The sequence below is a fragment of the Streptomyces sp. NPDC055103 genome (assembly GCF_053607625.1).
Map to the genome: position 1 here is coordinate 32,981 of NZ_JBSGTX010000003.1, position 22,573 is coordinate 55,553.

Genomic DNA, 22,573 nt, shown 5'->3' on the forward strand with positions numbered 1-22,573 from the left:
CCTTCCCGACCCGATACTCTCCGCCTCGTGGCTGAGATCCAGATTCCCGCTGACATCAAGCCCGCCGACGGCCGTTTCGGCGCGGGCCCCTCCAAGGTGCGTACGGAGGCGCTGGACGCCCTGGCCGCGACCGGCACCTCTCTCCTCGGCACGTCCCACCGCCAGGCTCCGGTCAAGAACCTGGTCGGCGAGGTACGTACCGGCATCAGTGACCTCTTCTCGCTGCCCGAGGGCTACGAGGTGATCCTGGGCAACGGCGGCTCCACCGCCTTCTGGGACATCGCGACCCACGGACTGATCGAGAACAAGTCGCAGCACCTCACCTTCGGCGAGTTCTCCTCCAAGTTCGCGAAGGCCGCCAAGCTGGCTCCCTGGCTTGCCGAGCCGACCGTGATCTCCTCCGACCCGGGCACGCACCCGGAGCCGGTGGCCGAGGCGGGCGTCGACGTCTACGCGTACACCCACAACGAGACCTCCACCGGTGTCGCCGCCCCGATCAAGCGGGTCGCCGGTGCCGACGAGGGCGCGCTCGTCCTGGTCGACGCGACCTCGGGCGCGGGCGGCCTGCCCGTGGACATCACCGAGTCGGACGTCTACTACTTCGCCCCGCAGAAGTCCTTCGCCGCCGAGGGCGGCCTGTGGCTCGCGGTCTTCTCGCCGGCCGCCCTGGAGCGCGCCGCCCGAGTCCACGCCTCGGGCCGGCACATCCCGGAGTTCTTCTCGCTGCCGACGGCGATCGACAACTCGCTGAAGAACCAGACGTACAACACCCCGGCGCTCTCGACCCTCTTCCTGCTCAACGAGCAGCTGAAGTGGATCAACGGCCAGGGTGGTCTCGACTGGTCCGTGGCCCGTACGAAGGAGTCCTCGGACGCGCTGTACGGCTGGGCCGAGGAGTCCAAGTACGCGTCGCCGTTCGTGACGGACGCGGCGAAGCGCTCGCAGGTCATCGGCACGATCGACTTCGCGGACGAGGTCGACGCGGCGGCGGTCGCGAAGGTGCTGCGCGCCAACGGCATCGTGGACACCGAGCCGTACCGCAAGCTCGGCCGCAACCAGCTGCGCATCGCGATGTTCCCGGCGATCGACCCGGCGGACGTGCGCAAGCTGACCGCCTGCATCGACTACGTCATCGAGAAGCTCTGACACCTGGTTGTCATACGAGGGCCCGGCATCCGACACGGTCGATGCCGGGCCCTCCGCCGTACCGGGCCGCCCGGCCTCGGCCCGTCCCGCCTCGGCCCGCCCGGCCTCAGCCCATGTTCGCCTTCACATGGGCGACCACCGCGTTGAACTCGTCGGTCGGCGAGAACTCCACGAGGTCGACGTCCTCAAGAGCCTCGGGGGCATGACCGGGGCCCCAGTAGTAGGCCTGCCCGGCCTCCAGGATCTCCTCGCCCGAGGCGGTCCGCATCCTGATGCGGCCCTTCAGGAGATACCCCCAGTGGGGGCACTGGCACAGGTCGCCCTCCAGGCCCTTGAACGCCGGCGCCATGTCGGTGCCGGCGGGAAGGTGGATGAAGGCTGCGCTCATGCCGCCCCCGGCCTCCTTCACGCGCAGCTCCACGCCGCCGCCTTCCAGGGCGACAGGGGTGGTCTCTCGGGTGGTTGCCGTCATGACTCCTCCACGGCCGATCCGGCCCGGTCCTCGGCTCTCCGGTCTCCTTCCAGTCTCACCCCCGGACGTCAGCGGCGCAGCAGACGCTTGAAGCCGAGGACGAGGACGGTGGCGCCGGCGAGGACGAGGAAGCCGGTGGTCGCGCTCCCCTGCCCGTCTCCCTGGGTGTCGCCGGTGGCGGTCGGGGCGGGCGTCGGGGCAGCGGACGCCCCGGGCGTCTTCGGAGCCTCCGCGTCCGGCCCGCCGCCCGTCTCCCGGTCCACCCGCACCACCTTGCTGTTCGCGCCCTCCGAGCCGAACATGAACGCCGAGCCGTCCGTCGTGTACGTCACCGACTCCGCCTGCCCCTGGAAGGGGGCCCCGACGCCCGTGCCGCCGTCGCCGAGGCGCCCGTCCTTCCACGCGTACTCCTTCGCGCTGAAGTAGCCGCGCAGGACGAGCCGTCCGCCGTCCGGGGAGAAGGCGCCGTCGGTCACCCACGGGACGTCGTCGACGCGCCGGAAGACGTTCGTGCCGGAGGAGGAGAGCCGCTCGGGGCCGGCGTACAGGCCGCCGCCGTCCTGGTTCTTGCTCGCGATGTACACCCGGCCGGTCTTCGGATGGACCATCAGGGCCTCGGCGTTGCGCGGCCCGTCGGCGTACTTCACGACGTACTGCTTCGCCGACACCTTCTGGTCCTTGAGGGTCTTCGGCTCGGGGAAGCGGTAGATCCAGACGTGGTCCCAGGAGCCGTCGAGGTTGTCGCCGATGTCGCCGACGTAGATGTCGCCGTCCGGGCCGACGGCGATCGCCTCCATGTCACGGGGGGTGCCGACGCCCTGCATGGTCAGGGTCGCGACGGTCTCGCCCGTACGGGAGTCGATGCCGTAGATCAGGGGCGCGTCCTGGTCGTTGTGCGTCCAGTAGATCCCCGGGTGGGCCCGGCTCGCCGCGAGCCCGCTGGACTCGGTGATCCGGGGGTCCGCGATCGTGAAGTCCCGGTCGGGGTCCTGCACTTCGGCACGGGCAGGACCGGCGGGGAGCAGCGCCAGGGCCGCCGCCGCGCCGAGGGCGCACAGAGCAGTTCGCATGCCCTCAAGCCTGCCACGGGACCGGGGGAAACCCGCTGACCTGCGAGAAACCCCCTTGACCGGCGGGGGAGCCGCTGCGATGGTCGCGCCCATGCCCACTTTCACCGCGCCCGACGGCACGGAACTCGCGTACCACGTCACCGGTTCCTTCCCCGGCTCCGGCGCCCCGCTGCTCTGCCTGCCCGGCGGTCCGATGCAGGACTCCGCCTACCTCGGGGACCTGGGCGGGCTCACCGCCTTCCGCCGGGTGTTCCGGCTCGATCTGCGGGGCACGGGCGCGTCGGCGGTGCCGGACGACCCGTCCTCGTACCGCTGCGACCGGCTCGTCGAGGACGTCGAGGCGCTGCGGATCGAGCTGGGGCTCGACACCGTCGACGTCCTCGGGCACTCGGCGGGGGCGAACCTGGCCGCGCTGTACACGGCCGCGTATCCGGAGCGGGTCTCCCGGCTGGTCCTCGTGACCCCGGGCACGGCGGCGGTCGCGCTGGAGACGTCGGGCGAGGAGCGGCTCGCGGCGGCGCGGCTGCGGAGCGCGGAGCCGTGGTTCGGTCCGGCGTACGCGGCGCTGGAGGAGCTGGCGGCGGGGCGGGGGTCGGCGGAGACCTTCAAGGCGGTGCAGCCCTTCTTCCACGGCACGTGGGACGAGGCGGCGCAGCAGCGCAACGAGGACACGGTGCGGCAGCGGAACGGTGAGGCCGCGGGGGTGTACGCGGGCGAGGGCGCGTTCCGACCGGAGGCGACCCGTGCGGCGTTCGCGGAGTTCGGGCGGCCGGTGCTCGTCGTCGCCGGAGAGGGCGACGCGAACACGCCGGTACCGACGGCCACGGCGTACGCGGAGCTGTTCCCGCGGGCCACGCTCGCGGTGCTGGCGGGCGGCGGGCACTTCCCGTGGCACGACGACGAGAAGTGGTTCGCGGAGACGGTCGACTCCTTCCTGGGATAGGCGCCTTCCCTGAGGCCGCGGCCCGACGCGGACCCGTGTCCCGGATCACGTCGCCGCCCCGGGGAGCGGTCCGCGATGATGTGACCATGCGTTTTCTGTTCGTCGGCGACAGCATGACCATCGGACGCGTCGGCGACTGGACCTGGCGCCACCGGATGTGGGAGCACCTGGAGGCGACGCTGCCGGGCGGGTACGAGATCGTCGGCCCGCGCACCGGGCTCTACGACCCGACGGCGGCCGACGACCCCAACGGCGTCGAGGCCTACGCCGACCCCGCCTTCCCCTCCCCCGCCCGGCGCCATCTGGCCGGCTGGGGCGAGGGCTGGCTGCACATGGCGCCCGTGATCGGCGAGACCGTGACGGCCACGGGCGCCGACGTCCTGCTGATCTCCCTCGGTCTGATCGACCTCGGTTTCTACACGAACAGCGACCAGACCGAGGAGAACGTCCGCGCGTTCGTCGCGGCGGCCCGCGCCGCGAACCCGCGCGTGCGGGCCGTGCTCCTGCCGGTCATCCCGAACGTCCGCGCCGAGTACGACGCCCCCTTCGCCGCCGAGTGCGCCCGCTTCAACGAGCTCCTCGCGAAGGCGGTCGCCGACCTGGACACGGCGGCCTCGCCGCTGCTCCTGGCGACCGTCCCGGAGTCGTACGACATCCACACGGACACCTACGACGGCACCCACCCGGGCGTGACCGGCGAGCACAAGCTGGCGGCCGCCTTCGCGACGGCGATGCACCAGGCCTGGGGGCTCGGCGGCCCGTACCGCTACTGACCCCGGTGGCGGATGCGGGAGCCGAGCCAGGCCGCGAGGAAGGTCACCACCGTGCCCGTCACGACGTAGAGGGCGTTCATCCGGCCGGGTCTGATCCGGTACCGGCGGGGCAGGGCTGAACTCGTTGCCATGACGTTCCCCGTTCAATCGTTGAACGATCCGACGACAAGCGGGATGGATCTCAACCACTGCACCACGTAAGGGATTTGACGGGCTCCGGGTGCTTCAGGCCGCCCGGGTGAGGCGGTTCGCGAACGTCGAGAGCGTGTACGCGCCGATGCCGAGGACGACCTCCAGGGCGTTCCGGCGGGTGTAGCCGTGGGAGGCGAAGGCCGCCAGCTCGGCGTCGCTCACGGCACCCGAAGAGGCGAGCACCTGGAGGGTGAAGAGGCGGACAGCGGCGAGGCGTTCGGGGGCGGGAGCGGCCTCAGGGTCGAGGGCGGCCATCTTGGACTCGTGCATGTCGACGCACAGATGACACTGGTTGCGGGCGGCGACGGTCAGGATCACGGTCTCGCGGGAGTACGGGTCGAGGGTCGTGGACTCGAAGATCTCGCTGAGCTTGAGGAAGCCGTTCAGAGTCTCGGGCGACTCCTTGAGGAGCGCGACGGCGCCGGCGGTGCGGGCGGACAGGTCTACGGACAAGGCTTCTCCTGGTGGACCGGTATAGAATCGACAACATGGTTGACCATGTTGATGGAGAGAACGTAAACCAGGTTGTCGATCTGGGCAAGGGGGAATCTCTGAAATCCTCCGCACCCAAGGCATCCGGGGAGCCCGGGGCATCCCGGGAGGCCGTGGCGTCCAGCGCATCCGGTCCCGGCTACGAGCTGCCCCTGCTCCTCTTCGGCGGCTTCCGCACCCTCATCGACCGGCTCCACACCCGCCTCGCCACCCAGGGCCATCCCGACATGCGCCCCGCGCACGGCTTCGCCATGCAGGCCATCGGCCCCCAGGGCGCGACCGCCAGCGACATCGGGCGGCGCCTCGGCGTCTCCAAACAGGCCGCCGGCAAGACCGTCGACCGACTGCTCACCCTCGGCTACGCGGAACGCGCCGACGACCCCGCCGACGCGCGCCGCAAACTCGTCCGCCTCACCCCACGCGGGTACGACGCCCTCGCCCGCTCCGCCGCGATCTTCGACGAACTGCGGGCGGAGTGGGCCGCGACCCTCGGCGCGGACCGCGTCCACGACCTCGAGACGGCCCTGCGGAACGTCGTCCCCGCGGAGACGGCGTTCCGCCTGGACGCCACGAGCTGGCTCGGCGGCACCTGAGGACTCAGCAGGTCACCAGGCGAAGGCCTCCGGCGACGGACCAGGGCCCGGGAAGATCTCGTCCAGCGCGGACAGGACCTCCTCGCTCAGCTCCACCTCCAGGGCGCGCAGCGCGCTCGTCAGCTGCTCCGGCGTGCGCGGGCCGACGATCGGACCCGTCACACCCGGGCGGGTGAGCAGCCACGCGAGGGCCGTCTCGCCCGGCTCCAGGCCGTGCTTGTCGAGCAGGTCCTCGTACGCCTGGAACCTCGCCCGCGCCGCCGGGTCGGCGAGCGTCGCCGCCGCACGCCCCTCCGTACGCCGCTTGCCGCCCGCCTCCTTCTTCAGGACGCCGCCGAGCAGGCCGCCGTGGAGCGGCGACCACGGGATGACCCCGAGGCCGTACTCCTGCGCGGCCGGGATGACCTCCATCTCGGCGCGCCGCTCGTAGAGGTTGTAGAGGCACTGCTCGCTGACGAGCCCGACGGAGCCGCGCCGGGCCGCGGTCTCGTTGGCCTGGGCGATCTTGTAACCGGGGAAGTTCGAGGAGCCCGCGTACAGCACCTTGCCCTGCTGGATCAGGACGTCGACGGCCTGCCAGATCTCCTCGAAGGGGGTCGACCGGTCGATGTGGTGGAACTGGTAGACGTCGATGTAGTCGGTGCCGAGCCGCTTGAGGCTGGCCTCGACCGCCCGCCGGATGTTCACGGCGGAGAGCTTGTCGTGGTTGGGCCAGGCCTCGCCGTCGGGGCCCATGTTCCCGTACACCTTGGTGGCGAGGACGGTCCTGTCACGGCGACCGTCACCCCCGGCGAACCAGGAGCCGATGATCGACTCCGTACGCCCCTTGTTCTCGGCCCACCCATACACATTAGCGGTGTCGAAGAAGTTGAGCCCCGCGTCGAGCGCGGCGTTCATGATGGCGTGACTGGTGACTTCGTCCGTCTGCGGTCCGAAGTTCATCGTGCCGAGGACGAGTCGGCTGACCTTGAGTCCGGTGCGTCCGAGCTGCGTGTACTTCATGAGACACAAGCCAACTGCTTCGAGCCCGCTCGAAGCAAGGAGATTCCCACGGAGTGAACGACGCCTGCTGAGGCTCCTACTGTCCGGTCACCGCTGCCACCGCGATGATCGCGAACATCAGTACGAGCACGCCGGCCATGATTCGGTTACGGGTCTTCGGGTCCACGCATCGAGGTTAACCCGGCCGACCCTCCCGACCTCCCCCGGCTCCCGCTCCGCCCCCCTCAAGGGGCCAGCCGTCGAGCCTCTCGTACCGGGGCTGCTCGCCCCGCACCCCGCTCACCGGCAGGTTCGAGCGGACGAGCGCCAGCTCGGCCACCTGCCAGCGGCTGCCCTCGAAGGCGCGGAGCTCGTCGACGAACGGATGGAGATCGACCTCGACCGCCCGCGCGCGGGCCAGCGTCAGATGGGCCTGGTAGCGGCGGTGCTCCTCCATTGCCACCCCGGCCCGGCGCGCGGCGGCGTCGGCCCGCTCGGCGAGCAGCCTCAGCTCGTCCAGGTCCCCTGCGACGCCCGTCCACAGGGCGCGGCGGCCGAAGTGACCGCCGCCGTGGAGGCGCAGCGGGAACGGCGGGGTGCGGTGCGCCGCGCGGGCGAGCCGGACCCGCAGCTCGGGCAGCAGCTCCTCGTCGACCTCGCCCATGAAGGCGAGCGTGAGGTGCCACGCGGGCCGCGAGGTCCAGCGCAGCCCGTCGGCGCCGGGCAGCCGGTGCAGTCGGTCCGCGACGTGTCCGAGCTCGGTCAGCTGCTCCGCGGGCGGCAGGACGGCGGCGAAAAGCCTCATGGGAAGAGTCTGGCAGGCCGGGGCTACCCTCTGCGGAATGAAGATCCGAAAAGGCGGGGTGGAGGACCTCCCCGCGATACTCGCCGTGCTCGACAGTGCCGTGGTGTGGCTCAACGGCAAGGGGATCACCGCGCAGTGGGGCACGGAGCCGTTCTCGGCCCGCCCCGCGGCGGTGAAGCAGGTCGAGGACACGATGGCCGAGGGCGATCCGTGGATCGTCGAGATCGACGGCGTACCGGCGGGCACGATGACGCTGACGCCGCACCCGGGCAGGCATGTGCCGCCGGCGGACGAGCCGGAGGTGTACGTCCGGCTGCTCGCGACCGACGCGCGGTTCCACGGGCACGGGGTGGGGGCGGCGCTCCTGGCCCACGCGGCGGAGGAGACCCGGCGGCGTGGGGTGTCGCTGCTGCGGGTGGACTGTTTCGCGGGCAGCGAGGGCCGGCTCGTCGCGTACTACGAGGGCCAGGGCTTCACCCGGACCGAGCCGTTCGCGGTGGGCGAGTGGCAGGGACAGATCCTGGAACGACGGGTCTGAGGACCCGCCGCTCCAGGGCGCCGCGCGATCAGGTGTTCACGCTCGCTGATCGCGCGGTCGCGCGGTCAGCTGGTGAAGTATCCGGCGTCCAGACCGATCCAGCCGACGATCTGGCGCTCGTCGTAGACGCGCAACTGGCCTTCGGGGTTGATTTCCCAGCGGACGGTGAGCGGGCCGGTGACGCCGGCGCCGGTCGTCTGGCCCACCATGCCCTGGGTGCGGCTGGGGCGGAGGAACGGCGGGAGGGTCAGGATCACATCGCCGCTGGTCCAGGCCTTGGCGTCGACGCGGGTCACCCGGAGGTGGAGGTCGACGCGGTTGCCCGTCTGGCGGTACTGCGGGAGGTAGCTGCCGGAGGCGGCGTAGAGGGTCTTGTCCCACTCCAGGGCCGTCCACGGGGCGTGGTCGCCGGAGCCGTCGGTGGTGCTGGTGATGCCGTAGAGAGCCATGTGTCGGGTTTCCTGGGTGGCGAAGCCGAACACGAGCTGCGGCCCGTCGGGCGTTCGGCGGACGGTGATGGCTTCGGTCTCGCGGTGGGCCAGGTGGAGAGCGGTGGTGTTGAAGGTCCGCTCGATCACCTCGCCGGTGGTGACGTCGTAGACGTTCCACCAGGAGTTGCCCGGTCTCGGGTTGGTGGCGCTGTAGGCGCTGCCCTCGTTCTGGTAGACGAGGTTCCCGTACAGGCACCAGGACTGGGTGCGGTACTTCGCCGGGAAGCTGCGCTGCGGGGTGAACTCGCGGCGCTTGAAGGCGGCGAGGTCGTAGACGCGGTACTCCGCGACGCCGGACGACACATGGCGTACGGCGATGCGGCCGTGGTCGACGTCCAGGGACGGGGTCATCCGCGTGGCCCCGGGGACGGGGTCGAACACCTCGACGAGCTCGCTCGTGGCGTCGACGACGGCGCCGGGCGTGAACGCGATCCGGCCGATGTGCTTGCCGTAGGCGAATTCGTCGGTGTCGGGGTTCCCGTCGTCGGGGACGGGGTCCGCGTCGGTCTCCACCCAGAGCCAGGGCGTGCCGTCGACGTGCTCGACGCCGAGTCCGCCGCCGTGGCCGAAGCCCCTCAGGTACATGAAGGCGAGGACGGTGCCGTCGGGCGCGAGCTGGTTGACGCAGAGGTGGCCCAGGCGGTTGCGGTCCTCGCCGGACACGGGAGCGGTTTCGTTCCCGACCGTCTTCCCGCCGCTGATCAGCTGTACGGCGTAGGCCAGGCCGGTCACCGGGTCGAAGGCGACCTGCTGGTGCACCCTGGTGTGCTTGAGGAGGAGCTCCTTGCCGTACAGGTCGACGGGCTCGGCCTTCAGGTCGAACCTGTGCCCCACGGGCAGGCTGCCGGGCGGCAGGCTCTCGGCGACGGCGGCTGCCGCGGACACGGCCTGGGCGCCGGCTGCGGGCGCGGCCGCGTGGGCGGCGCCGACGGGGGCGAGGACCGGGGTGGCGGCCATCGCGGTCAGAAGGGAACGGCGGCTCAGCGGCATGGCGGGACGTTTGGGCGTGGGCATGGGCGTGCAAGCCCCCCTTTCAAGATCAAACACCTGCACGGTGCCGCGATCTTCGCACACGGAAGCGAGGGATCAGGGGGGAGATTCGCGGGCCTGGAGGAGGGCCGGGGCGGAGAAGCGGGCCAGGGGCGGAGGAGCGGAATCCCGCTCCCCTGCCCCGGAAAGGCGGAGGCAGGGCCTCCGCCTCACCGTGGAGCGTCAGGCCGCCGTCGCCAGCCGCTCGCGCGCGACGAAGCGGACCTGCGGGTGGCCGTGGCGCCAGCCGAGGGCGACCTTGAGGCCGCCGACCTTCGCCAGGATCAGGCCGATGACACCCGCCGCGGCCAGCGAGATCACGCCGCCCGTCGCGAAGCCGACGCGGGCGCCGTACGTGTCGGTGACCCAGCCCAGGAGCGGGGCTCCGATCGGGGTGCCGCCGGCGAAGACCATCATGTAGAGGCTCATCACCCGGCCCCGCATCGCCGGGTCGGTCGCCATCTGGACCGCCGAGTTGGCGGTGATGTTGACCGTGAGGCCGATCATGCCGATCGGCACGAGCAGCAGCGCGAACAGCCAGAACGTCGGCGACAGCGCCGCCGCGATCTCCAGGACGCCGAAGACGGCCGCCGCGACGACCAGCATCCGCAGCCGCGTCGAGCCGCGCCGGGCCGCGGCGAGGGCGCCTACGAGGGAGCCGGCCGCCATCAGGGTGTTGAGGAAGCCGTACGTACCGGCGCCGACGTGGAAGACCTCCTCCGAGAAGGCGGTCAGCCAGATCGGGAAGTTGAACCCGAAGGTGCCGACGAAGCCCACGAGGACGATCGGCCAGATCAGGTCCGGCCGCCCGGCCACGTACCGCAGCCCCTCCCGCAGCTGGCCCTTGCCGCGCGGGGCGCGCTCCACCTTGTGGAGCTCGCTCGTCCGCATGAGCAGGAGACACGCGACAGGAGCGAGGAAGGACAGGCCGTTGAGGAGGAACGCCCAGCCGCTGCCGACTCCGGCGATCAGGACGCCGGCGGCGGCGGGGCCGACGAGCCGCGCGGTCTGGAAGTTGGCCGAGTTCAGGGAGACGGCGTTACGGAGCTGGTCGGGGCCGACCATCTCGGCGACGTAGACCTGCCGGGCCGGGTTGTCGACGACCGTCACCATGCCGAGGAGGAAGGCGATCAGGTAGACGTGCCAGACCTGGACGGCGCCGGAGAGGGTGAGGACGGCGAGCGCGAGCCCGCACAGTCCGAGGGCGGCCTGGCTGACGAGGAGCAGGCGCCGCTTCGGGTAGCGGTCGGCGATGACACCGCCGTACAGGCCGAAGAGCAGCATCGGCAGGAACTGCAGGGCTGTGGTGATGCCGACGGCGGCGGCCGAGCCGGTGAGGCTCAGGACGAGCCAGTCCTGGGTGATGCGGGCCATCCACGTACCGGTGTTGGAGACGATCGCTCCGGTGAAGAACAGCCGGTAGTTGCGGATTTTGAGCGAGGAGAAGGTTTCCCCCCGCCCACGGGTCTTGAGGGTGGGTTTGTGGACGGGTGCGGAGTCTGCTCCGGGTCCCGTACTCAAAGTGCGTTCGCCTCCTCGGCTGCGGGTCTACAGATGGGCGAGCTTCTCCAGAACGGGGGCGGCCGCGCGCAGCTTGGCCCATTCGTCCTCGTCCAGGCCCTCGGCGAGGGAGGCCAGCCAGGCGTTCCGCTTGCGGCGGGACTCCTCGAGCATGGCTTCGGCCTGCTCGGTCGGGCTGACCACCTTCTGCCGGCGGTCGTCGGGGTGCGGCTCCAGCCGGACCAGTCCCTTGGCTTCGAGCAGCGCGACGATGCGGGTCATCGACGGCGGCTGGACGTGCTCCTTGCGGGCCAGCTCACCGGGAGTGGCCGAGCTGCAGAGCTTCAGGGTGCCGAGCACCGACATCTCGGTAGGGCTCAGCGACTCGTCGACACGCTGGCGCTTGAGGCGTCGGCTCAGTCGCATGACGGAGGAGCGGAGCGCGTTCACGGCCGCGGCGTCGTCGGCGGTGCCGTGGGACAGGTCAGGCATGTTCGTTAGCCTAACTCATTACTCTTCCTAAATACCAACCGGAATGCGCCGACGTCGCGGGGATCACACGCGGGGATCACGCCACAGCGCGTGTGGATCACGCCATAGGGGGACAGGCGGGTCACGGGGGTCACGCTTCGGCATCCATGTATCACCCAAATGAGTGAGTCGGATCCGGAAAGTGACGCAAAGAGCCGCCGTGTGCCCCGACCCTGAACGACATGGGATCGACAGTGCTCAGCCTGCGCATCGACGGTGAGCTGCTCGACCGGCTCAGGAGTCACGCCGCGAAAAGAGGAATGAGCGTCCAGGACTATGTCGTCCGGACGCTCATTCGGGAGGATTTCGACGAGCGGTTCAAGACCGCCGTCGACGAGACGGAGAGGTTCTACGGGTCGGAGACGGCGTCGGGGGCGGCATCAGCCGCGCCTTCGCCCGACGATCACGTGAGGCCGAGCGCCGGCATCGCGTAGTAGAAGACGAAGACCGCCGACACGACGTACATGGCCGCCGGGACCTCACGGCCCCGGCCGGTCGCGAGCCGCAGCACGCTGAACGCGATGAAGCCGATGCCGATGCCGTTCGTGATCGAGTACGTGAACGGCATCATCAGCATGGCCAGGAACGCCGGCACCGCGATGGTGAAGTCGCTCCAGTCGATGTCCTTGATCGAGCCGGCCATGATCAGGAAGCCGACCGCGAGCAGCGCGGGCGTGGCCGCCTGCGACGGGACCATCGTCGCCAGCGGCGTGAGGAACAGCGCGACCGCGAAGAGACCGCCGGTCACCACCGAGGCGAGGCCGGTGCGCGCGCCCTCGCCGACACCGGCCGTGGACTCCACGAAGCAGGTGTTGGCCGAGGAGGAGGTGCCGCCGCCGGCCGCGACCGCGAGGCCGTCCACGAGCAGGACCTTGTTGATGCCCGGGAAGTTGCCGTCCTTGTCGATCAGCTTGGCCTCGTCGCCGACGCCCAGGATCGTGCCCATCGCGTCGAAGAAGCAGGACAGCAGCACGGTGAAGACGAAGAGGATGCCGGTCAGGAGACCGACCTTCTCGAAGCCGCCGAAGAGGCTGACCTCGCCGACCAGACCGAAGTCGGGCGAGGCGACGGGGTTGCCCGGCCACTTCGGGGTGGTGAGACCCCAGGACGGGACGGTCGCGACCGCGTTGATCACCATGGCCACGACCGTCATGGCGACGATCGAGATCAGGATGGCGCCCGGCACCTTGCGGATGATCAGGGCGAGGGTGAGCAGCGTGCCCAGGATGAAGACGAGGACCGGCCAGCCGTTCAGGTGACCGTCGCTGCCGAGCTGGAGCGGGACGGTGGTGTGCGCGGCGTCGGGGATGCGGGAGACGAAGCCCGAGTCGACGAGGCCGATCAGCATGATGAAGAGACCGATGCCGATCGCGATGCCCTTGCGCAGGCCGACCGGGACCGCGTTCATGACGCGCTCGCGCAGACCGGTCGCGACGAGCAGCATCACGACGACACCGGCGAGGACGACCATGCCCATGGCGTCCGCCCAGGACATCTTCGGGGCGAGCTGGAGCGCGACGACCGTGTTGACGCCGAGGCCGGCGGCGAGCGCGATCGGGACGTTGCCGATGACGCCCATGAGGAGCGTCGAGAACGCCGCCGTCAGGACGGTCGCGGTGACGAGCTGGCCGCCGTCGAGCTGGTGCCCGTACATGTCCTTGGCGCTGCCGAGGATGATCGGGTTCAGCACGATGATGTAGGCCATCGCGAAGAAGGTGGCGAAGCCACCCCGGACCTCGCGGGCGACGGTCGAACCGCGCTCGGAGATCTTGAAGTAGCGGTCGAGGCCGGAAGACGGGGCTCCGGGACTCTCGGGGGACGGGGCCGTGGCGGTGGCCGTGGTGCTCATGGGGTTCCTCTTCGGAAGAAGTCCTTTTTGGCGGTTCATACGAAGGAAACCCGCCAGAGGCAAACCGTTTCAGTATGAACACATGAACGAGCGAGCGTCTATCTCCGCGCGTAGATACGAATTCTCGCCACCTAGACTGAGCCCATGGCGAAGTGGACACCGAAGCACGAGGCACCCGAGCCCCTCGAAGGGCCCGTCGTCGCCACCATCACCGGCGGCACGATCCTCTGGTTCGCGCTGTTCCTCGTCCAGGTCCCCTTCTACGGCTGGTTCGACGACCGGGACCTGACCTGGTGGGTGTGGACCTGCCTGGCCGGCGGCGGACTCGGCCTGATCGGCATCTGGTACGTACGGGGACGGGACGCGGCGCTGAAGCGACACGCGGCGGCACGGGCGGTGGAGGCGGTGGAGGCGGTGGAGTCGGAGACGGTGGACACCCCCGGTACGGACACCCCCGGCACGAACCCCGGCACGAACCCCGAGACGACCCCCGGCACGACCTCGGGCTCGTAGCACCACGGGACGATTCCCGTCCTCCCCCGGTCGGATCTTCGCCCTCCTCGGCAGGTGAACGCCCCATTCCGGTCGTACCGTCGAGAACATGACTCAGCGGGCGAAGATCGACACGGACGGCAGCGAGACCGGGGCGGTGGAACCGCCCGTCGTGCACCGCCCGGCCGGGCTCACCTCGGCCGAGGTCGCCGAGCGGGTCGCGCGCGGCGAGGTCAACGACGTACCGCTGCGGAGCTCCCGCTCCACCACCGACATCGTCCGCGCGAACGTCCTCACCCGCTTCAACGCGATCATCGGCGTGCTGTGGGTGATCATGTTCTTCGTCGCGCCGATCCAGGACAGCCTCTTCGGCTTCGTGATCATCGCCAACACCGGCATCGGCATCATCCAGGAACTCCGCGCCAAGAAGACCCTCGACGGGCTCGCCGTCATCGGCGAGGCGAAACCGACGGTCCGCCGCGACGGGGTGGCCGCCGAGCTCTCCACCTCCGAGATCGTCCTCGGCGACCTGATCGAGCTCGGCCCGGGCGACAAGGTCGTCGTCGACGGGGTCGTCGCCGAGGCCGACAGCCTGGAGATCGACGAATCGCTCCTCACCGGCGAGGCCGACCCGGTCGTGAAACAACCCGGCGACCCGGTCATGTCCGGCTCGTTCGTGGTCGCCGGCGGCGGCGCGTTCACCGCCACCAAGGTCGGCCGCGAGGCCTACGCGGCCCAGCTGGCCGAGGAGGCGTCCCGCTTCACCCTCGTCCACTCCGAGCTGCGCAGCGGCATCTCCACGATCCTCAAGTACGTGACGTGGATGATGATCCCGACCGCGATCGGGCTGATCATCAGCCAGCTCGTCGTCAAGGACAACGACCTCAAGAACTCGATCGCCCGCACGGTCGGCGGCATCGTCCCGATGATCCCCGAGGGCCTCGTCCTCCTCACCTCCGTGGCCTTCGCGATCGGCGTCATCCGCCTCGGCCGCAAACAGTGCCTCGTCCAGGAGCTCCCTGCCATCGAGGGCCTCGCCCGCGTCGACGTCGTCTGCCTCGACAAGACGGGCACGCTCACCGAGGGCGGCATGGACGTCACGGAGCTCCGTCCGCTCAACGGCTCGGACGAGGAGTACGTACGCAGGGTCCTCGGCGCGCTGGGCGAATCGGACCCCCGCCCGAACGCCTCCCTCCAGGCGATCATCGACGCCTACCCGGACTCGGTGAACTGGCGCTGCACGGAGTCCCTCCCCTTCTCCTCGGCGCGCAAGTACAGCGGAGCGGCGTTCAGCGAGGGCAACGGCGAGAACTCGACGTGGCTCCTGGGCGCCCCCGACGTCCTCCTCCCGACCGGGGACGCCACCCTCACCGAGATCGACCACCTCAACGAACAGGGCCTGCGGGTCCTCCTCCTCGCGCGGACGACCCACGAGCTCGGCGACCCCGGGGTCGCCGCCGACGCCCGCCCGACGGCCCTGGTCGTCCTGGAGCAGCGGCTGCGCCCCGACGCGGCCGACACCCTCGCGTACTTCGCCGACCAGCACGTCACCACGAAGGTCATCTCGGGCGACAACGCGGTCTCGGTGGGCGCGGTGGCCGGAAAGCTCGACATGCCGGGCGCCGAGAACACGGTGGACGCCCGCACACTCCCCACGGACCGGGAGGAGATGGCGAAGGTCCTCGACGAGAACGCGGTCTTCGGCCGGGTCAGCCCGCAGCAGAAGCGGGACATGGTGGCGGCGCTCCAGTCCCACGGCCACACGGTCGCGATGACGGGCGACGGCGTCAACGACGTCCTGGCCCTCAAGGACGCGGACATCGGCGTCTCGATGGGCTCGGGCTCGGAGGCGACGAGGGCGGTCGCCCAGATCGTCCTCCTGAACAACTCCTTCGCGACGCTCCCGTCGGTGGTCGCGGAAGGCCGGCGGGTCATCGGCAACATCACGAGGGTCGCGACCCTCTTCCTCACCAAAACGGTCTACTCGGTCCTGTTGGCCGTCCTCGTGGTCTGCTCACAGGTCGAGTACCCCTTCCTCCCCCGCCACCTCACGCTCCTCTCCACCCTGACGATCGGCGTCCCGGCCTTCTTCCTGGCCCTCGCCCCCAACAAGGAACGGGCGAGGCCGAACTTCGTCCGCCGGGTCATGCGGTACGCGATCCCGGGCGGCGTCATCGCGGCGGCGTGCACCTTCACCACGTACCTCCTCGCCCGCCACCACTACAGCGGAGAGGGCGCCCTGGAAGCGGAGACGAGCGCGGCGACCCTCACGCTCTTCCTGGTCTCCATGTGGGTCCTGGCGATCATCGCCCGCCCCTACACGTGGTGGCGCGTCACGCTGGTCGCCACGATGGCCGGCGCCTTCCTCCTCGTCCTCGTCGTCCCCTGGCTCCAGGACTTCTTCGCCCTGAAACTCGTCGGCACGACGATGCCGTGGGCGGCGGTCGTGATCGCGGCGACGGGCGGGGTGCTCCTGGAGGTGGCGTACCGCTGGGTGAGCAGGAGGTTCCCGGCGTAGAACGGCCCGGTCTCTCCCCCTCACAACCGCCGGACGCGCAGGACGGCGGTCAGCATCGGGAGGATGAACTCGCCGTCGGCGGTCTCCGGCGTACCCGCGAGGAACGCCCGGATCCGGCCGAGCGCGGCCTCGCGCTCCGGCGCGGGCATGACGAGCATCCCGGCGCGGGTGGCGAGGGTAGCGACGAGGGAGTCGGCGGTACGACGCTGCCCGTGCGGAAACAGCTCCTGCTGAGGCGAACGGAACCGGGCGGGGCGGTCACTCGCGGCGCTGGTCGCGGCACCGGTCGGAACGTCTGCCCGAGCACCGGCCCCGACGTCGGCCCCGGCCTTGGACCCAGCCCCGGCCCCGGACCCGGACCGGCCGGCGCTCCCGGGAAGGTGCATGTCCACGGTCTCGGCGCGCGGCGGCCGCACCACCGAACGGCGAGCTGTGAAGGAGCCGTTCACCCTTGTCCACGCGGGCCACCCTAGCGACGCCGAATCGGCACGGCTACGGGCCCGGAGCCGCCTCACGCACGGCAATCACCACAGACGGCCTCAGGATCTCGACTCCGAAAAGCCCGTTCGCACCCGTCACAGGTCACCAGCGGGGCGGGCCCCTCGACCACGGCCGACGGCGCAGGACCGGCGGACAGGGCGGGCGGCCGGAGGGCGGAGAGGCGGTACTCCAGGAACCGGCCCGGGTGGTGGATGGGCACGTGCGCGGGCGGGAGGGCGGCGGTGAGCGTACGGATGACCTGGGCGGGAGTAGCGGCCCGGTCGAACCACGCCTCGACGGCGGGCGCGAGCCGCAGCACTTCCCGCCAGGGCAGCAGCAGCCGGGAGTCGACGGTCCGCAACCGGGCGAGGAGATCGGCGGCGGGCCCGGAGGGCTCCGGATCGGGCGCGCACTCGGGAACGACCTCCGCCGCCACGACGTCAGGCTCCACCGGCACCGGCACCGGCACCGACACCGCCTCAAGCCGGTCCGACATCCCACACCCAGGCTTGTCGTACGACACGATCCGCGTGGCGAACCGCCCACCCCCGAGCGGCATCCGATGCCGCTCCAAGTACCCCTCCACAACCAGCCCGTTGAGGGCGCGCCGGATGGTGATCTCGCCCTCGGTGAAGCGGTTCGTGAGGGTCTTGACGGTGACGTCGGAGCCCTCGGGCAGCGACTGGATGTGCACCCCGAGCCCGATCGCCACGGCCGACAGGGTCGGGTGCTGAGCGAGGTGATTGCCGACGATGGTGAACCGGTCGGTATGCCGGAACCGCACCCGGATCACCCCGGAGCGGGGCGCGTCGACGGGGATCTCGAACGGAACGGGGTACGCGGACGCGACCGCGTTAGACTGCGGACAAGCCATGGGGAAGCGTTCTCTTCCTGATTGGTCAGGCCCTCGCCAGGATGCCAGTCCTGTCGGGGGCCGAGCTGTTGCATATGCCGTTGTTGCGGCCGACCGTACCGCACCCGTCCGCACAGCGGACACTCCTTCACCCGAACGTGTGACCAGGCCAGTTGGGGAGCGGGAGGGGCGGGTTGGGGGAGTTCTCTACCCGTTACTTATAGGGCGTCGCGCCGCACCGGGGCGTGGCCGAGCGCGCCCCGGTGACAGCCTCGGGACAAGCCCTCAGGCTCAGTCCAGGGATCAGCCAGGCGCCGCACCCCGCACCATCGAGCGGCCCCGCTCGAAGACCTCCAGCGCATGGGTGTTGCCAAGGTGCGGCCGGAGGGCGGAGAGCATCGTTGCCACCCGGTCGTCACAGCGGCCGGACTGCACGTGCGGATAGTCGTCCAGGACACGTCCCCAGTCGGCGCAGGCCTCCTCCAGGCGGCCGACCTCCAGCTTCCGCTCCGCGAGCATCGCGTTGTACCGGACCCGCGTGCGGCGGTAGACGGGCTCGCGCAGGCGGTCGGCCAGCTCCAGCGACTCGATCGATCCGGCGACGTCGCCGAGTTCGTAACGGACCTGACCCACGTGGTAGTTCAGCGCGGACGGGTCGTACGACCCGAACGCCTTCGCCCGCGACTCCGCCCTGTCCATGGACCTCTCGGCTTCCTTGAGCCTCAGCAGAGCCCCCACCGGGTCGCCGGTCTGTGCGGTGGCGTGGGCCTGCTGTCCCGCCAGGAACGCGACCATGCGGGGGCCGGCCTGCGGGGAGGCGGCAGCGGCGGCATCCGCCAGGCGCGAGGCGAGGGATCCGTGACCGAGATCGACCGCCTGCACGCTCATCCCGCGCAGGGTGGTGCAGTAGGTCAGGTGGTCACCTGCCGCACCGGCCAGTTCGAGGGCCTTGGTGTAGTACTGCTGGGCGAGCCCTTCCTTGCGCTCGTCCATCGCCATGTACCCGGTCAGATAGCAGTGGTCGGCGGCCGCCGATCGCAGTGCGTTCCTCACACCGTCGGAGGCCGTCGCCCTGAGCGCCGGGACGATCGCGTTCACGAGGAACGCCGCCGCCATGGGACGGGCCATCCGGCCGCCGAACTTGTCGTCGAGATCGCTGATGTGCTCGGTCATGGCGGCGATCGCCGCGACCTCGGGATGCCCGATCCGCGCGTGCGGGTCGGCCTGCACCTTCTCCAGCCGGTCCCGCACGTCCGGCCACCCGGGGATGACGGCGGCGGCCGAATAGACCCCCGCCCCGAGGACGCTCCTGCGTGATGGGTCCATGTCCGCACTCCCGAGGTCGGCCAGTCCCGCCACGGTATCCGGCGTGCCCTCGAACCCTTCGGGCGAATGAGCGAATCCTGCGGCGTACGGGCTGACGGGACGGCCGAGCTTGCGCGCGAGCGCCTCCAGAACCAGCGGCCGGACCGGCTTCCGCGGAAGCGTGCCCGCCAGCCAGTGCGGCACCGCGGATTCGTCGTACCGGAACGGGATGCCGACCTCGGCACCCACCCGCGCGATGGCACGGACGAACTGGCCTCTCGACCAGCCTGTCTCCTCGAAGAGAGCGGCTAACGCGACGTTCGGTGTACGTGCCGCCATGGCGACCCCCTGAACTTTCACGGCTTTCACGGTCCGCTGCCCAACGAACAGTACTCACGCCCTGTGCCGACCAGTTGACTGAACATCACGTCATCACGAGAGGAGAAGCGGCATGACCACGTCCGACCTTCCCCGCCGAACGCCCGGTTCCAGCGGCCGGAGGTACGCCGCCCCCGAAGCGGCACCGGGTGCGCCGAGTCGGGCGCTCCGGATGCGCGCGGCGGCCGGCTGGGCGAAGTTCATGAGGCGGGCCGAGGCGGACGCTCGCCTCCCGGAGACGGGGACGGGGACGTGAACCCGGTCGGTCACGACGGCTACGAACAACACCCCCTGCTCCACACGCGCGTCCGCGACATCGCCAGCCGGGGCGAGGGACAGCTGACGGCGGTGACGCATGAACTGCACGACGACGGCCGCGTGGTGCGCGTCGCCCACATCCGACCCACGACCGGCATCGAGTGGACGACCTCGGCGGACAACGTACAAGCCGCCCTCCAGCCCGCCGGACTCCCGGCTCTGCCGCGCGACGCATCACCGACCCACGCGGCCGAGTAGTCGCACCACACCCGATCCGACCCTCATCCCGACCAACCCTTGGAGGAGTCTTGTTCCATCACATGGACCGGCTTCCGACCGGATCTGCCCTGCCCATGGGCCACCCCACGGCCGTGCCCTGGGGCGTCCAGCGCATGGCCCCGTACCCGGCCAGGGCCATGGCCCCCGCCTACGCCCGGGCCGAGATCGACCCGGTCAGCCAGACCGCCCGTTACTTCGGCGCCACCGGTCAGGTCATGGAGATGCCTGGTCATGGGACAAGTACCGGTACCAACCCCGGTACGAACACCGGCAACCCGTCCGACGGGTCCAGCGGTGGCGGCTCCGGCGGCGGGGACAGCGACACCGGGAACGACTCCGACCAGTGACCCCCGTCGGCCCGGTACTGGTCGTCACCGTGATCGACGACCCCACGTCCGACCTGGTGATCAGCGAACTGCACGACCGGGGCGTCCCGGTCGTGCGGCTCGACTCCGGGGACTTCCCCGCCACCTTGTCGTTCGCGGCCACGTTCACGCCTCAGGGCATCGGCGGAACACTGTCCACGCCCACCAGAACCGCCGACCTGTCCCGCGTTCGGTCGCTGTACTACCGACGGCCGTCCGGCTTCACCTTCACCCACCTCGACGAGCAGAACGCCCGCTTCGCCGTCACGCAGGCCCGCTACGGCCTCGGCGGCGTCCTCGCCTCGCTCCCTGGTTGCCTGTACGTCAACCACCCCCACCGCATCGGGGACGCCGAGTTCAAGCCCTCCGGCCTCGCCGCCGCCGCCCGGTGCGGCTTCTCAATCCCCCCGACCCTCGTGACCTCGGACCCTGATGCCGCCCGCTCGTTCGCCAGGACCCACGGGCCCGTCATCTACAAACCGCTGTCGACGCCCCTCTACCGGATCGACGGCGCCTCCTGCACGGTCGAGGTGGGCGAGGTGGCCGCAGACGAGATCGACGAGCAGGTGGCGGGTACGGCCCATCTGTTCCAGCACCGCGTGGACAAGGTCGGCGACGCCCGCGTGACCGTCATCGGGCGGCAGGTGTTCAGCGTACGAATCGACTCCGGGCTCCTCGACTGGCGAACGGACTACGACCGGCTCAGCTACACCGTCGTCGAACCACCACCCGGGATCACCGACGCTCTGTACCGGTACCTGGATCACTTCGGGCTGGTCTTCGGCGCGTTCGACTTCGCCGTGGACCGGGCGGGGACATGGTGGTTCCTCGAATGCAACCCGTCCGGCCAGTGGGCATGGATGGAACCGGAGACCGGACTGCCCATGGTCGCGGCCATGGCCGACCTCCTGGAACGGAAGACCGCGTGAGCGACGACGAGATCCTGCGCGAGGCACTGGCCGACCGGCTCGCCGCCGGCGGTCAGCTGCGCTCGCCGGAATGGCGCCGGGCCGTGCTCGACGTTCCCCGGCACGAGTTCCTCCGCGGCGGCTACTTCCGCCGGGTGGACGGCAACGGCCCCACCGGATGGGAGCCGGTCATGCCGGACGACCCGGCCTGGCTCCCGGCCGCCTACGAGGACGACTCGCTCGTGACCCAGGTCGCCGGAACCCTCTCCCCCGGCGACATCCAGGGCCGCGTGTTCCGGTCCCCGACCAGCTCCAGCACCATGCCTAGCCTCGTCGTGCGGATGCTCGAAGACCTCCAGGTGGACGACGGCATGCGCGTCCTGGAGATCGGCACCGGTTCGGGCTACTCCACCGCCCTCCTCTGCCACCGCCTCGGCGACGACCTCGTGACCTCGATCGAGGTCGACCCGGACGTGTCCACCCGGGCTCGCGCCGCCGTCGGCGCCACCGGGCACCTGCCCCGGCTCGTCGTCGGGGACGGCCTCGTCGGGGACCCGGAGGGCGGCCCGTACGACCGGATCGTGGCCACCTGCGGCGTCCTCGACGTCCCGCCGCCCTGGCTCGCCCAGGCCAGGCCCGGCGGCCGGATCCTCGCCACGGTGTGCGGATGGATGTACTCCTCCGAACTCGCCCGTCTCACGGTCGAGGCCGGCGTCGCCCACGGCAGGTTCCTGGGCGGCCGGATCTCCTTCATGCTCGCCCGCCCCCACCTACCACCGCCCTTGGGGGTGCTGCCGGACCTAGGCTCAGGCGAGGAGCGGGAGGCCGTCATCGGCGCGGATGCCCTGGACGACTGGACCGCCCGGTTCGTCGCCCAGCTCGCCGCGCCTCGCACTCAGCTCCTCCGGCTCTCTCTCGACGGCGGCGAGGCACACCCCGTACTCCTCGACGTCGATTCCGGGTCGTGGGCCTCCCTCCACCGCCTCGGCGGGCGTTGGATCGTCCGCCAGGGCGGCCCGGACCGCCTCTGGGACCACGTCGAAGACCACATGGCCCGCTGGCGACGGGCCGGATCACCGGACCTCGAACGCTTTCGGATCACCGTCACCCCGGACGCCCAGACCATCACCTGGCCGAACTGAACAACCCGCGCGCCGGACCTTTCAGATCGAGAGCCGACGAGGGCACCCGGCTGCTGGGCGGGTCCTGGGGGCCGGGGGCCCCCGGGGGCCCCGCCCCCCGGCGCCCCCCCAGTGCGGAAAGCGGGCGCCCCCCCCGGGGCAAGGGCGGTGTCTTATAAACAAAAGACGCGGCCCACCACAAAAGCAGGGT

General features: G+C 70.7%; 26 protein-coding genes. 13 read left to right on the top strand and 13 right to left on the bottom strand.

The annotated features are described in order from the left end of the window. Nucleotides 1–27: 27 nt before the first annotated feature. Nucleotides 28–1,146: a phosphoserine transaminase gene (gene serC / locus ACWFR1_RS03195; RefSeq protein ID WP_453545852.1), complete on the top strand. Its 1,119-nt coding sequence runs from the start codon at nt 28–30 to the stop codon at nt 1,144–1,146. 106 nt (nt 1,147–1,252) lie between these two features. On the opposite strand, the gene ACWFR1_RS03200 is transcribed toward serC, so the two are convergent. Then, nucleotides 1,253–1,618 carry a hypothetical protein gene (locus ACWFR1_RS03200; RefSeq protein WP_453545854.1) on the bottom strand — a complete coding sequence of 122 codons (366 nt, stop codon included), beginning with the start codon at nt 1,616–1,618 and terminating at the stop codon, nt 1,253–1,255. A 68-nt stretch (nt 1,619–1,686) separates the two neighbouring features. Continuing rightward, entirely contained in the window at nt 1,687–2,688 is a 1,002-nt protein-coding gene (locus ACWFR1_RS03205) for a WD40 repeat domain-containing protein (RefSeq protein ID WP_453545856.1), read from the bottom strand. 91 nt (nt 2,689–2,779) lie between these two features. Here ACWFR1_RS03205 and ACWFR1_RS03210 point away from each other — a divergent pair, with 91 nt between their 5' ends. Both ACWFR1_RS03210 and ACWFR1_RS03215 read left to right on the top strand, forming a co-directional pair. Continuing rightward, entirely contained in the window at nt 2,780–3,631 is an 852-nt protein-coding gene (locus ACWFR1_RS03210) for an alpha/beta fold hydrolase (protein ID WP_453545858.1), read from the top strand. A gap of 86 nt (nt 3,632–3,717) precedes the next feature. Beyond that, nucleotides 3,718–4,404, top strand: coding sequence for a GDSL-type esterase/lipase family protein (locus ACWFR1_RS03215; RefSeq protein ID WP_453545860.1), 687 nt, complete (start codon nt 3,718–3,720; stop codon nt 4,402–4,404). On the opposite strand, the gene ACWFR1_RS03220 is transcribed toward ACWFR1_RS03215, so the two are convergent. After that, nucleotides 4,398–4,535, bottom strand: coding sequence for a hypothetical protein (locus tag ACWFR1_RS03220; RefSeq protein ID WP_453545862.1), 138 nt, complete (start codon nt 4,533–4,535; stop codon nt 4,398–4,400). The two genes, ACWFR1_RS03215 and ACWFR1_RS03220, sit on opposite strands and share 7 nt — an antisense overlap. A gap of 94 nt (nt 4,536–4,629) precedes the next feature. Then, a complete protein-coding gene (locus tag ACWFR1_RS03225) occupies nt 4,630–5,049 on the bottom strand; it encodes a carboxymuconolactone decarboxylase family protein (RefSeq protein ID WP_453545864.1) in 420 nt (139 codons plus the stop codon). Between the two features lie 152 nt (nt 5,050–5,201). On the opposite strand from ACWFR1_RS03225, the gene ACWFR1_RS03230 reads away from it, so the two are divergent. Then, nucleotides 5,202–5,681, top strand: coding sequence for a MarR family winged helix-turn-helix transcriptional regulator (locus ACWFR1_RS03230; RefSeq protein WP_453545866.1), 480 nt, complete (start codon nt 5,202–5,204; stop codon nt 5,679–5,681). Nucleotides 5,682–5,693: 12 nt separating this feature from the next. Here the strand turns inward: ACWFR1_RS03230 and ACWFR1_RS03235 are convergent, their stop codons facing one another. Then, nucleotides 5,694–6,683, bottom strand: a complete 990-nt coding sequence (locus tag ACWFR1_RS03235; RefSeq protein ID WP_453545868.1) for an aldo/keto reductase — start codon at nt 6,681–6,683, stop codon at nt 5,694–5,696. A gap of 175 nt (nt 6,684–6,858) precedes the next feature. Next, nucleotides 6,859–7,467, bottom strand: a complete 609-nt coding sequence (thpR, locus tag ACWFR1_RS03240; protein ID WP_453545871.1) for an RNA 2',3'-cyclic phosphodiesterase — start codon at nt 7,465–7,467, stop codon at nt 6,859–6,861. 37 nt (nt 7,468–7,504) lie between these two features. Here thpR and ACWFR1_RS03245 point away from each other — a divergent pair, with 37 nt between their 5' ends. Next, the gene (locus tag ACWFR1_RS03245; protein WP_453545873.1) at nt 7,505–8,005 is read left to right on the top strand and encodes an N-acetyltransferase family protein; all 501 of its coding nucleotides are present in this window, start codon (nt 7,505–7,507) and stop codon (nt 8,003–8,005) included. A gap of 65 nt (nt 8,006–8,070) precedes the next feature. Here ACWFR1_RS03245 and ACWFR1_RS03250 read toward each other — a convergent pair whose 3' ends face one another. The 3 genes from ACWFR1_RS03250 to ACWFR1_RS03260 form a co-directional block, all read right to left on the bottom strand. Further along, on the bottom strand, nt 8,071–9,510 hold the full coding sequence (locus ACWFR1_RS03250) for a phage baseplate protein (protein ID WP_453545875.1): 1,440 nt from the start codon (nt 9,508–9,510) through the stop codon (nt 8,071–8,073). A gap of 198 nt (nt 9,511–9,708) precedes the next feature. Beyond that, the gene (locus ACWFR1_RS03255; RefSeq protein WP_453545878.1) at nt 9,709–11,046 is read right to left on the bottom strand and encodes an MFS transporter; all 1,338 of its coding nucleotides are present in this window, start codon (nt 11,044–11,046) and stop codon (nt 9,709–9,711) included. A gap of 27 nt (nt 11,047–11,073) precedes the next feature. Then, the gene (locus ACWFR1_RS03260; protein ID WP_453545880.1) at nt 11,074–11,517 is read right to left on the bottom strand and encodes a MarR family winged helix-turn-helix transcriptional regulator; all 444 of its coding nucleotides are present in this window, start codon (nt 11,515–11,517) and stop codon (nt 11,074–11,076) included. A 221-nt stretch (nt 11,518–11,738) separates the two neighbouring features. Between ACWFR1_RS03260 and ACWFR1_RS03265 the strand changes: the two genes are divergently transcribed. Next, a complete protein-coding gene (locus tag ACWFR1_RS03265; protein ID WP_453545882.1) occupies nt 11,739–11,990 on the top strand; it encodes a hypothetical protein in 252 nt (83 codons plus the stop codon). Here the strand turns inward: ACWFR1_RS03265 and ACWFR1_RS03270 are convergent. Continuing rightward, the gene (locus tag ACWFR1_RS03270; RefSeq protein ID WP_453545885.1) at nt 11,960–13,405 is read right to left on the bottom strand and encodes an NCS2 family permease; all 1,446 of its coding nucleotides are present in this window, start codon (nt 13,403–13,405) and stop codon (nt 11,960–11,962) included. The genes ACWFR1_RS03265 and ACWFR1_RS03270 overlap by 31 nt on opposite strands. Nucleotides 13,406–13,549: 144 nt before the next feature. Here ACWFR1_RS03270 and ACWFR1_RS03275 point away from each other — a divergent pair, with 144 nt between their 5' ends. Both ACWFR1_RS03275 and ACWFR1_RS03280 read left to right on the top strand, forming a co-directional pair. Then, on the top strand, nt 13,550–13,918 hold the full coding sequence (locus ACWFR1_RS03275; RefSeq protein ID WP_453545887.1) for a DUF2530 domain-containing protein: 369 nt from the start codon (nt 13,550–13,552) through the stop codon (nt 13,916–13,918). Between the two features lie 88 nt (nt 13,919–14,006). Beyond that, nucleotides 14,007–16,415, top strand: a complete 2,409-nt coding sequence (locus ACWFR1_RS03280) for an HAD-IC family P-type ATPase (RefSeq protein ID WP_453545889.1) — start codon at nt 14,007–14,009, stop codon at nt 16,413–16,415. A 20-nt stretch (nt 16,416–16,435) separates the two neighbouring features. On the opposite strand, the gene ACWFR1_RS03285 is transcribed toward ACWFR1_RS03280, so the two are convergent. The 3 genes from ACWFR1_RS03285 to ACWFR1_RS03295 all read right to left on the bottom strand — a co-directional run bounded on the left by ACWFR1_RS03285 (nt 16,436) and on the right by ACWFR1_RS03295 (nt 19,392). Further along, the gene (locus ACWFR1_RS03285) at nt 16,436–16,801 is read right to left on the bottom strand and encodes a hypothetical protein (RefSeq protein ID WP_453545891.1); all 366 of its coding nucleotides are present in this window, start codon (nt 16,799–16,801) and stop codon (nt 16,436–16,438) included. A 125-nt stretch (nt 16,802–16,926) separates the two neighbouring features. Then, entirely contained in the window at nt 16,927–17,769 is an 843-nt protein-coding gene (locus tag ACWFR1_RS03290) for a hypothetical protein (RefSeq protein ID WP_453545893.1), read from the bottom strand. A gap of 282 nt (nt 17,770–18,051) precedes the next feature. Beyond that, nucleotides 18,052–19,392: a tetratricopeptide repeat protein gene (locus ACWFR1_RS03295; protein WP_453545895.1), complete on the bottom strand. Its 1,341-nt coding sequence runs from the start codon at nt 19,390–19,392 to the stop codon at nt 18,052–18,054. Between the two features lie 112 nt (nt 19,393–19,504). Here ACWFR1_RS03295 and ACWFR1_RS03300 point away from each other — a divergent pair, with 112 nt between their 5' ends. The 5 genes from ACWFR1_RS03300 to tgmC are packed head-to-tail and all read left to right on the top strand — an operon-like array spanning nt 19,505 to nt 22,383. Beyond that, on the top strand, nt 19,505–19,687 hold the full coding sequence (locus ACWFR1_RS03300; protein WP_453545897.1) for a hypothetical protein: 183 nt from the start codon (nt 19,505–19,507) through the stop codon (nt 19,685–19,687). After that, nucleotides 19,684–19,947: a hypothetical protein gene (locus tag ACWFR1_RS03305; RefSeq protein WP_453545899.1), complete on the top strand. Its 264-nt coding sequence runs from the start codon at nt 19,684–19,686 to the stop codon at nt 19,945–19,947. Before ACWFR1_RS03300 ends, ACWFR1_RS03305 begins: the two co-directional genes overlap by 4 nt. Nucleotides 19,948–19,997: 50 nt before the next feature. Then, nucleotides 19,998–20,315 carry a putative ATP-grasp-modified RiPP gene (gene tgmA / locus ACWFR1_RS03310; RefSeq protein ID WP_453545901.1) on the top strand — a complete coding sequence of 106 codons (318 nt, stop codon included), beginning with the start codon at nt 19,998–20,000 and terminating at the stop codon, nt 20,313–20,315. Further along, nucleotides 20,312–21,262: an ATP-grasp ribosomal peptide maturase gene (gene tgmB / locus ACWFR1_RS03315; RefSeq protein WP_453545903.1), complete on the top strand. Its 951-nt coding sequence runs from the start codon at nt 20,312–20,314 to the stop codon at nt 21,260–21,262. Before tgmA ends, tgmB begins: the two co-directional genes overlap by 4 nt. Further along, nucleotides 21,259–22,383 (top strand): ATP-grasp peptide maturase system methyltransferase, encoded by a 1,125-nt coding sequence (gene tgmC / locus ACWFR1_RS03320; RefSeq protein ID WP_453545906.1) that lies wholly within the window; start codon nt 21,259–21,261, stop codon nt 22,381–22,383. The genes tgmB and tgmC overlap by 4 nt, the downstream gene beginning before the upstream one ends. Nucleotides 22,384–22,573 lie beyond the last annotated feature (190 nt).

Bases quoted from the DNA above. Each gene is read 5' to 3' on its own strand.
- ACWFR1_RS03200 (WP_453545854.1), bottom strand. From the start codon at position 1,618: ATGACGGCAACCACCCGAGAGACCACCCCTGTCGCCCTGGAAGGCGGC.
- ACWFR1_RS03205 (WP_453545856.1), bottom strand. From the start codon at position 2,688: ATGCGAACTGCTCTGTGCGCCCTCGGCGCGGCGGCGGCCCTGGCGCTG.
- ACWFR1_RS03210 (WP_453545858.1), top strand. From the start codon at position 2,780: ATGCCCACTTTCACCGCGCCCGACGGCACGGAACTCGCGTACCACGTC.
- ACWFR1_RS03215 (WP_453545860.1), top strand. From the start codon at position 3,718: ATGCGTTTTCTGTTCGTCGGCGACAGCATGACCATCGGACGCGTCGGC.
- ACWFR1_RS03220 (WP_453545862.1), bottom strand. From the start codon at position 4,535: ATGGCAACGAGTTCAGCCCTGCCCCGCCGGTACCGGATCAGACCCGGC.
- ACWFR1_RS03235 (WP_453545868.1), bottom strand. From the start codon at position 6,683: ATGAAGTACACGCAGCTCGGACGCACCGGACTCAAGGTCAGCCGACTC.
- thpR (WP_453545871.1), bottom strand. From the start codon at position 7,467: ATGAGGCTTTTCGCCGCCGTCCTGCCGCCCGCGGAGCAGCTGACCGAG.
- ACWFR1_RS03245 (WP_453545873.1), top strand. From the start codon at position 7,505: ATGAAGATCCGAAAAGGCGGGGTGGAGGACCTCCCCGCGATACTCGCC.
- ACWFR1_RS03250 (WP_453545875.1), bottom strand. From the start codon at position 9,510: ATGCCCACGCCCAAACGTCCCGCCATGCCGCTGAGCCGCCGTTCCCTT.
- ACWFR1_RS03260 (WP_453545880.1), bottom strand. From the start codon at position 11,517: ATGCCTGACCTGTCCCACGGCACCGCCGACGACGCCGCGGCCGTGAAC.
- ACWFR1_RS03265 (WP_453545882.1), top strand. From the start codon at position 11,739: ATGGGATCGACAGTGCTCAGCCTGCGCATCGACGGTGAGCTGCTCGAC.
- ACWFR1_RS03270 (WP_453545885.1), bottom strand. From the start codon at position 13,405: ATGAGCACCACGGCCACCGCCACGGCCCCGTCCCCCGAGAGTCCCGGA.
- ACWFR1_RS03275 (WP_453545887.1), top strand. From the start codon at position 13,550: ATGGCGAAGTGGACACCGAAGCACGAGGCACCCGAGCCCCTCGAAGGG.
- ACWFR1_RS03280 (WP_453545889.1), top strand. From the start codon at position 14,007: ATGACTCAGCGGGCGAAGATCGACACGGACGGCAGCGAGACCGGGGCG.
- ACWFR1_RS03285 (WP_453545891.1), bottom strand. From the start codon at position 16,801: ATGCACCTTCCCGGGAGCGCCGGCCGGTCCGGGTCCGGGGCCGGGGCT.
- ACWFR1_RS03290 (WP_453545893.1), bottom strand. From the start codon at position 17,769: ATGGCTTGTCCGCAGTCTAACGCGGTCGCGTCCGCGTACCCCGTTCCG.
- ACWFR1_RS03295 (WP_453545895.1), bottom strand. From the start codon at position 19,392: ATGGCGGCACGTACACCGAACGTCGCGTTAGCCGCTCTCTTCGAGGAG.
- ACWFR1_RS03300 (WP_453545897.1), top strand. From the start codon at position 19,505: ATGACCACGTCCGACCTTCCCCGCCGAACGCCCGGTTCCAGCGGCCGG.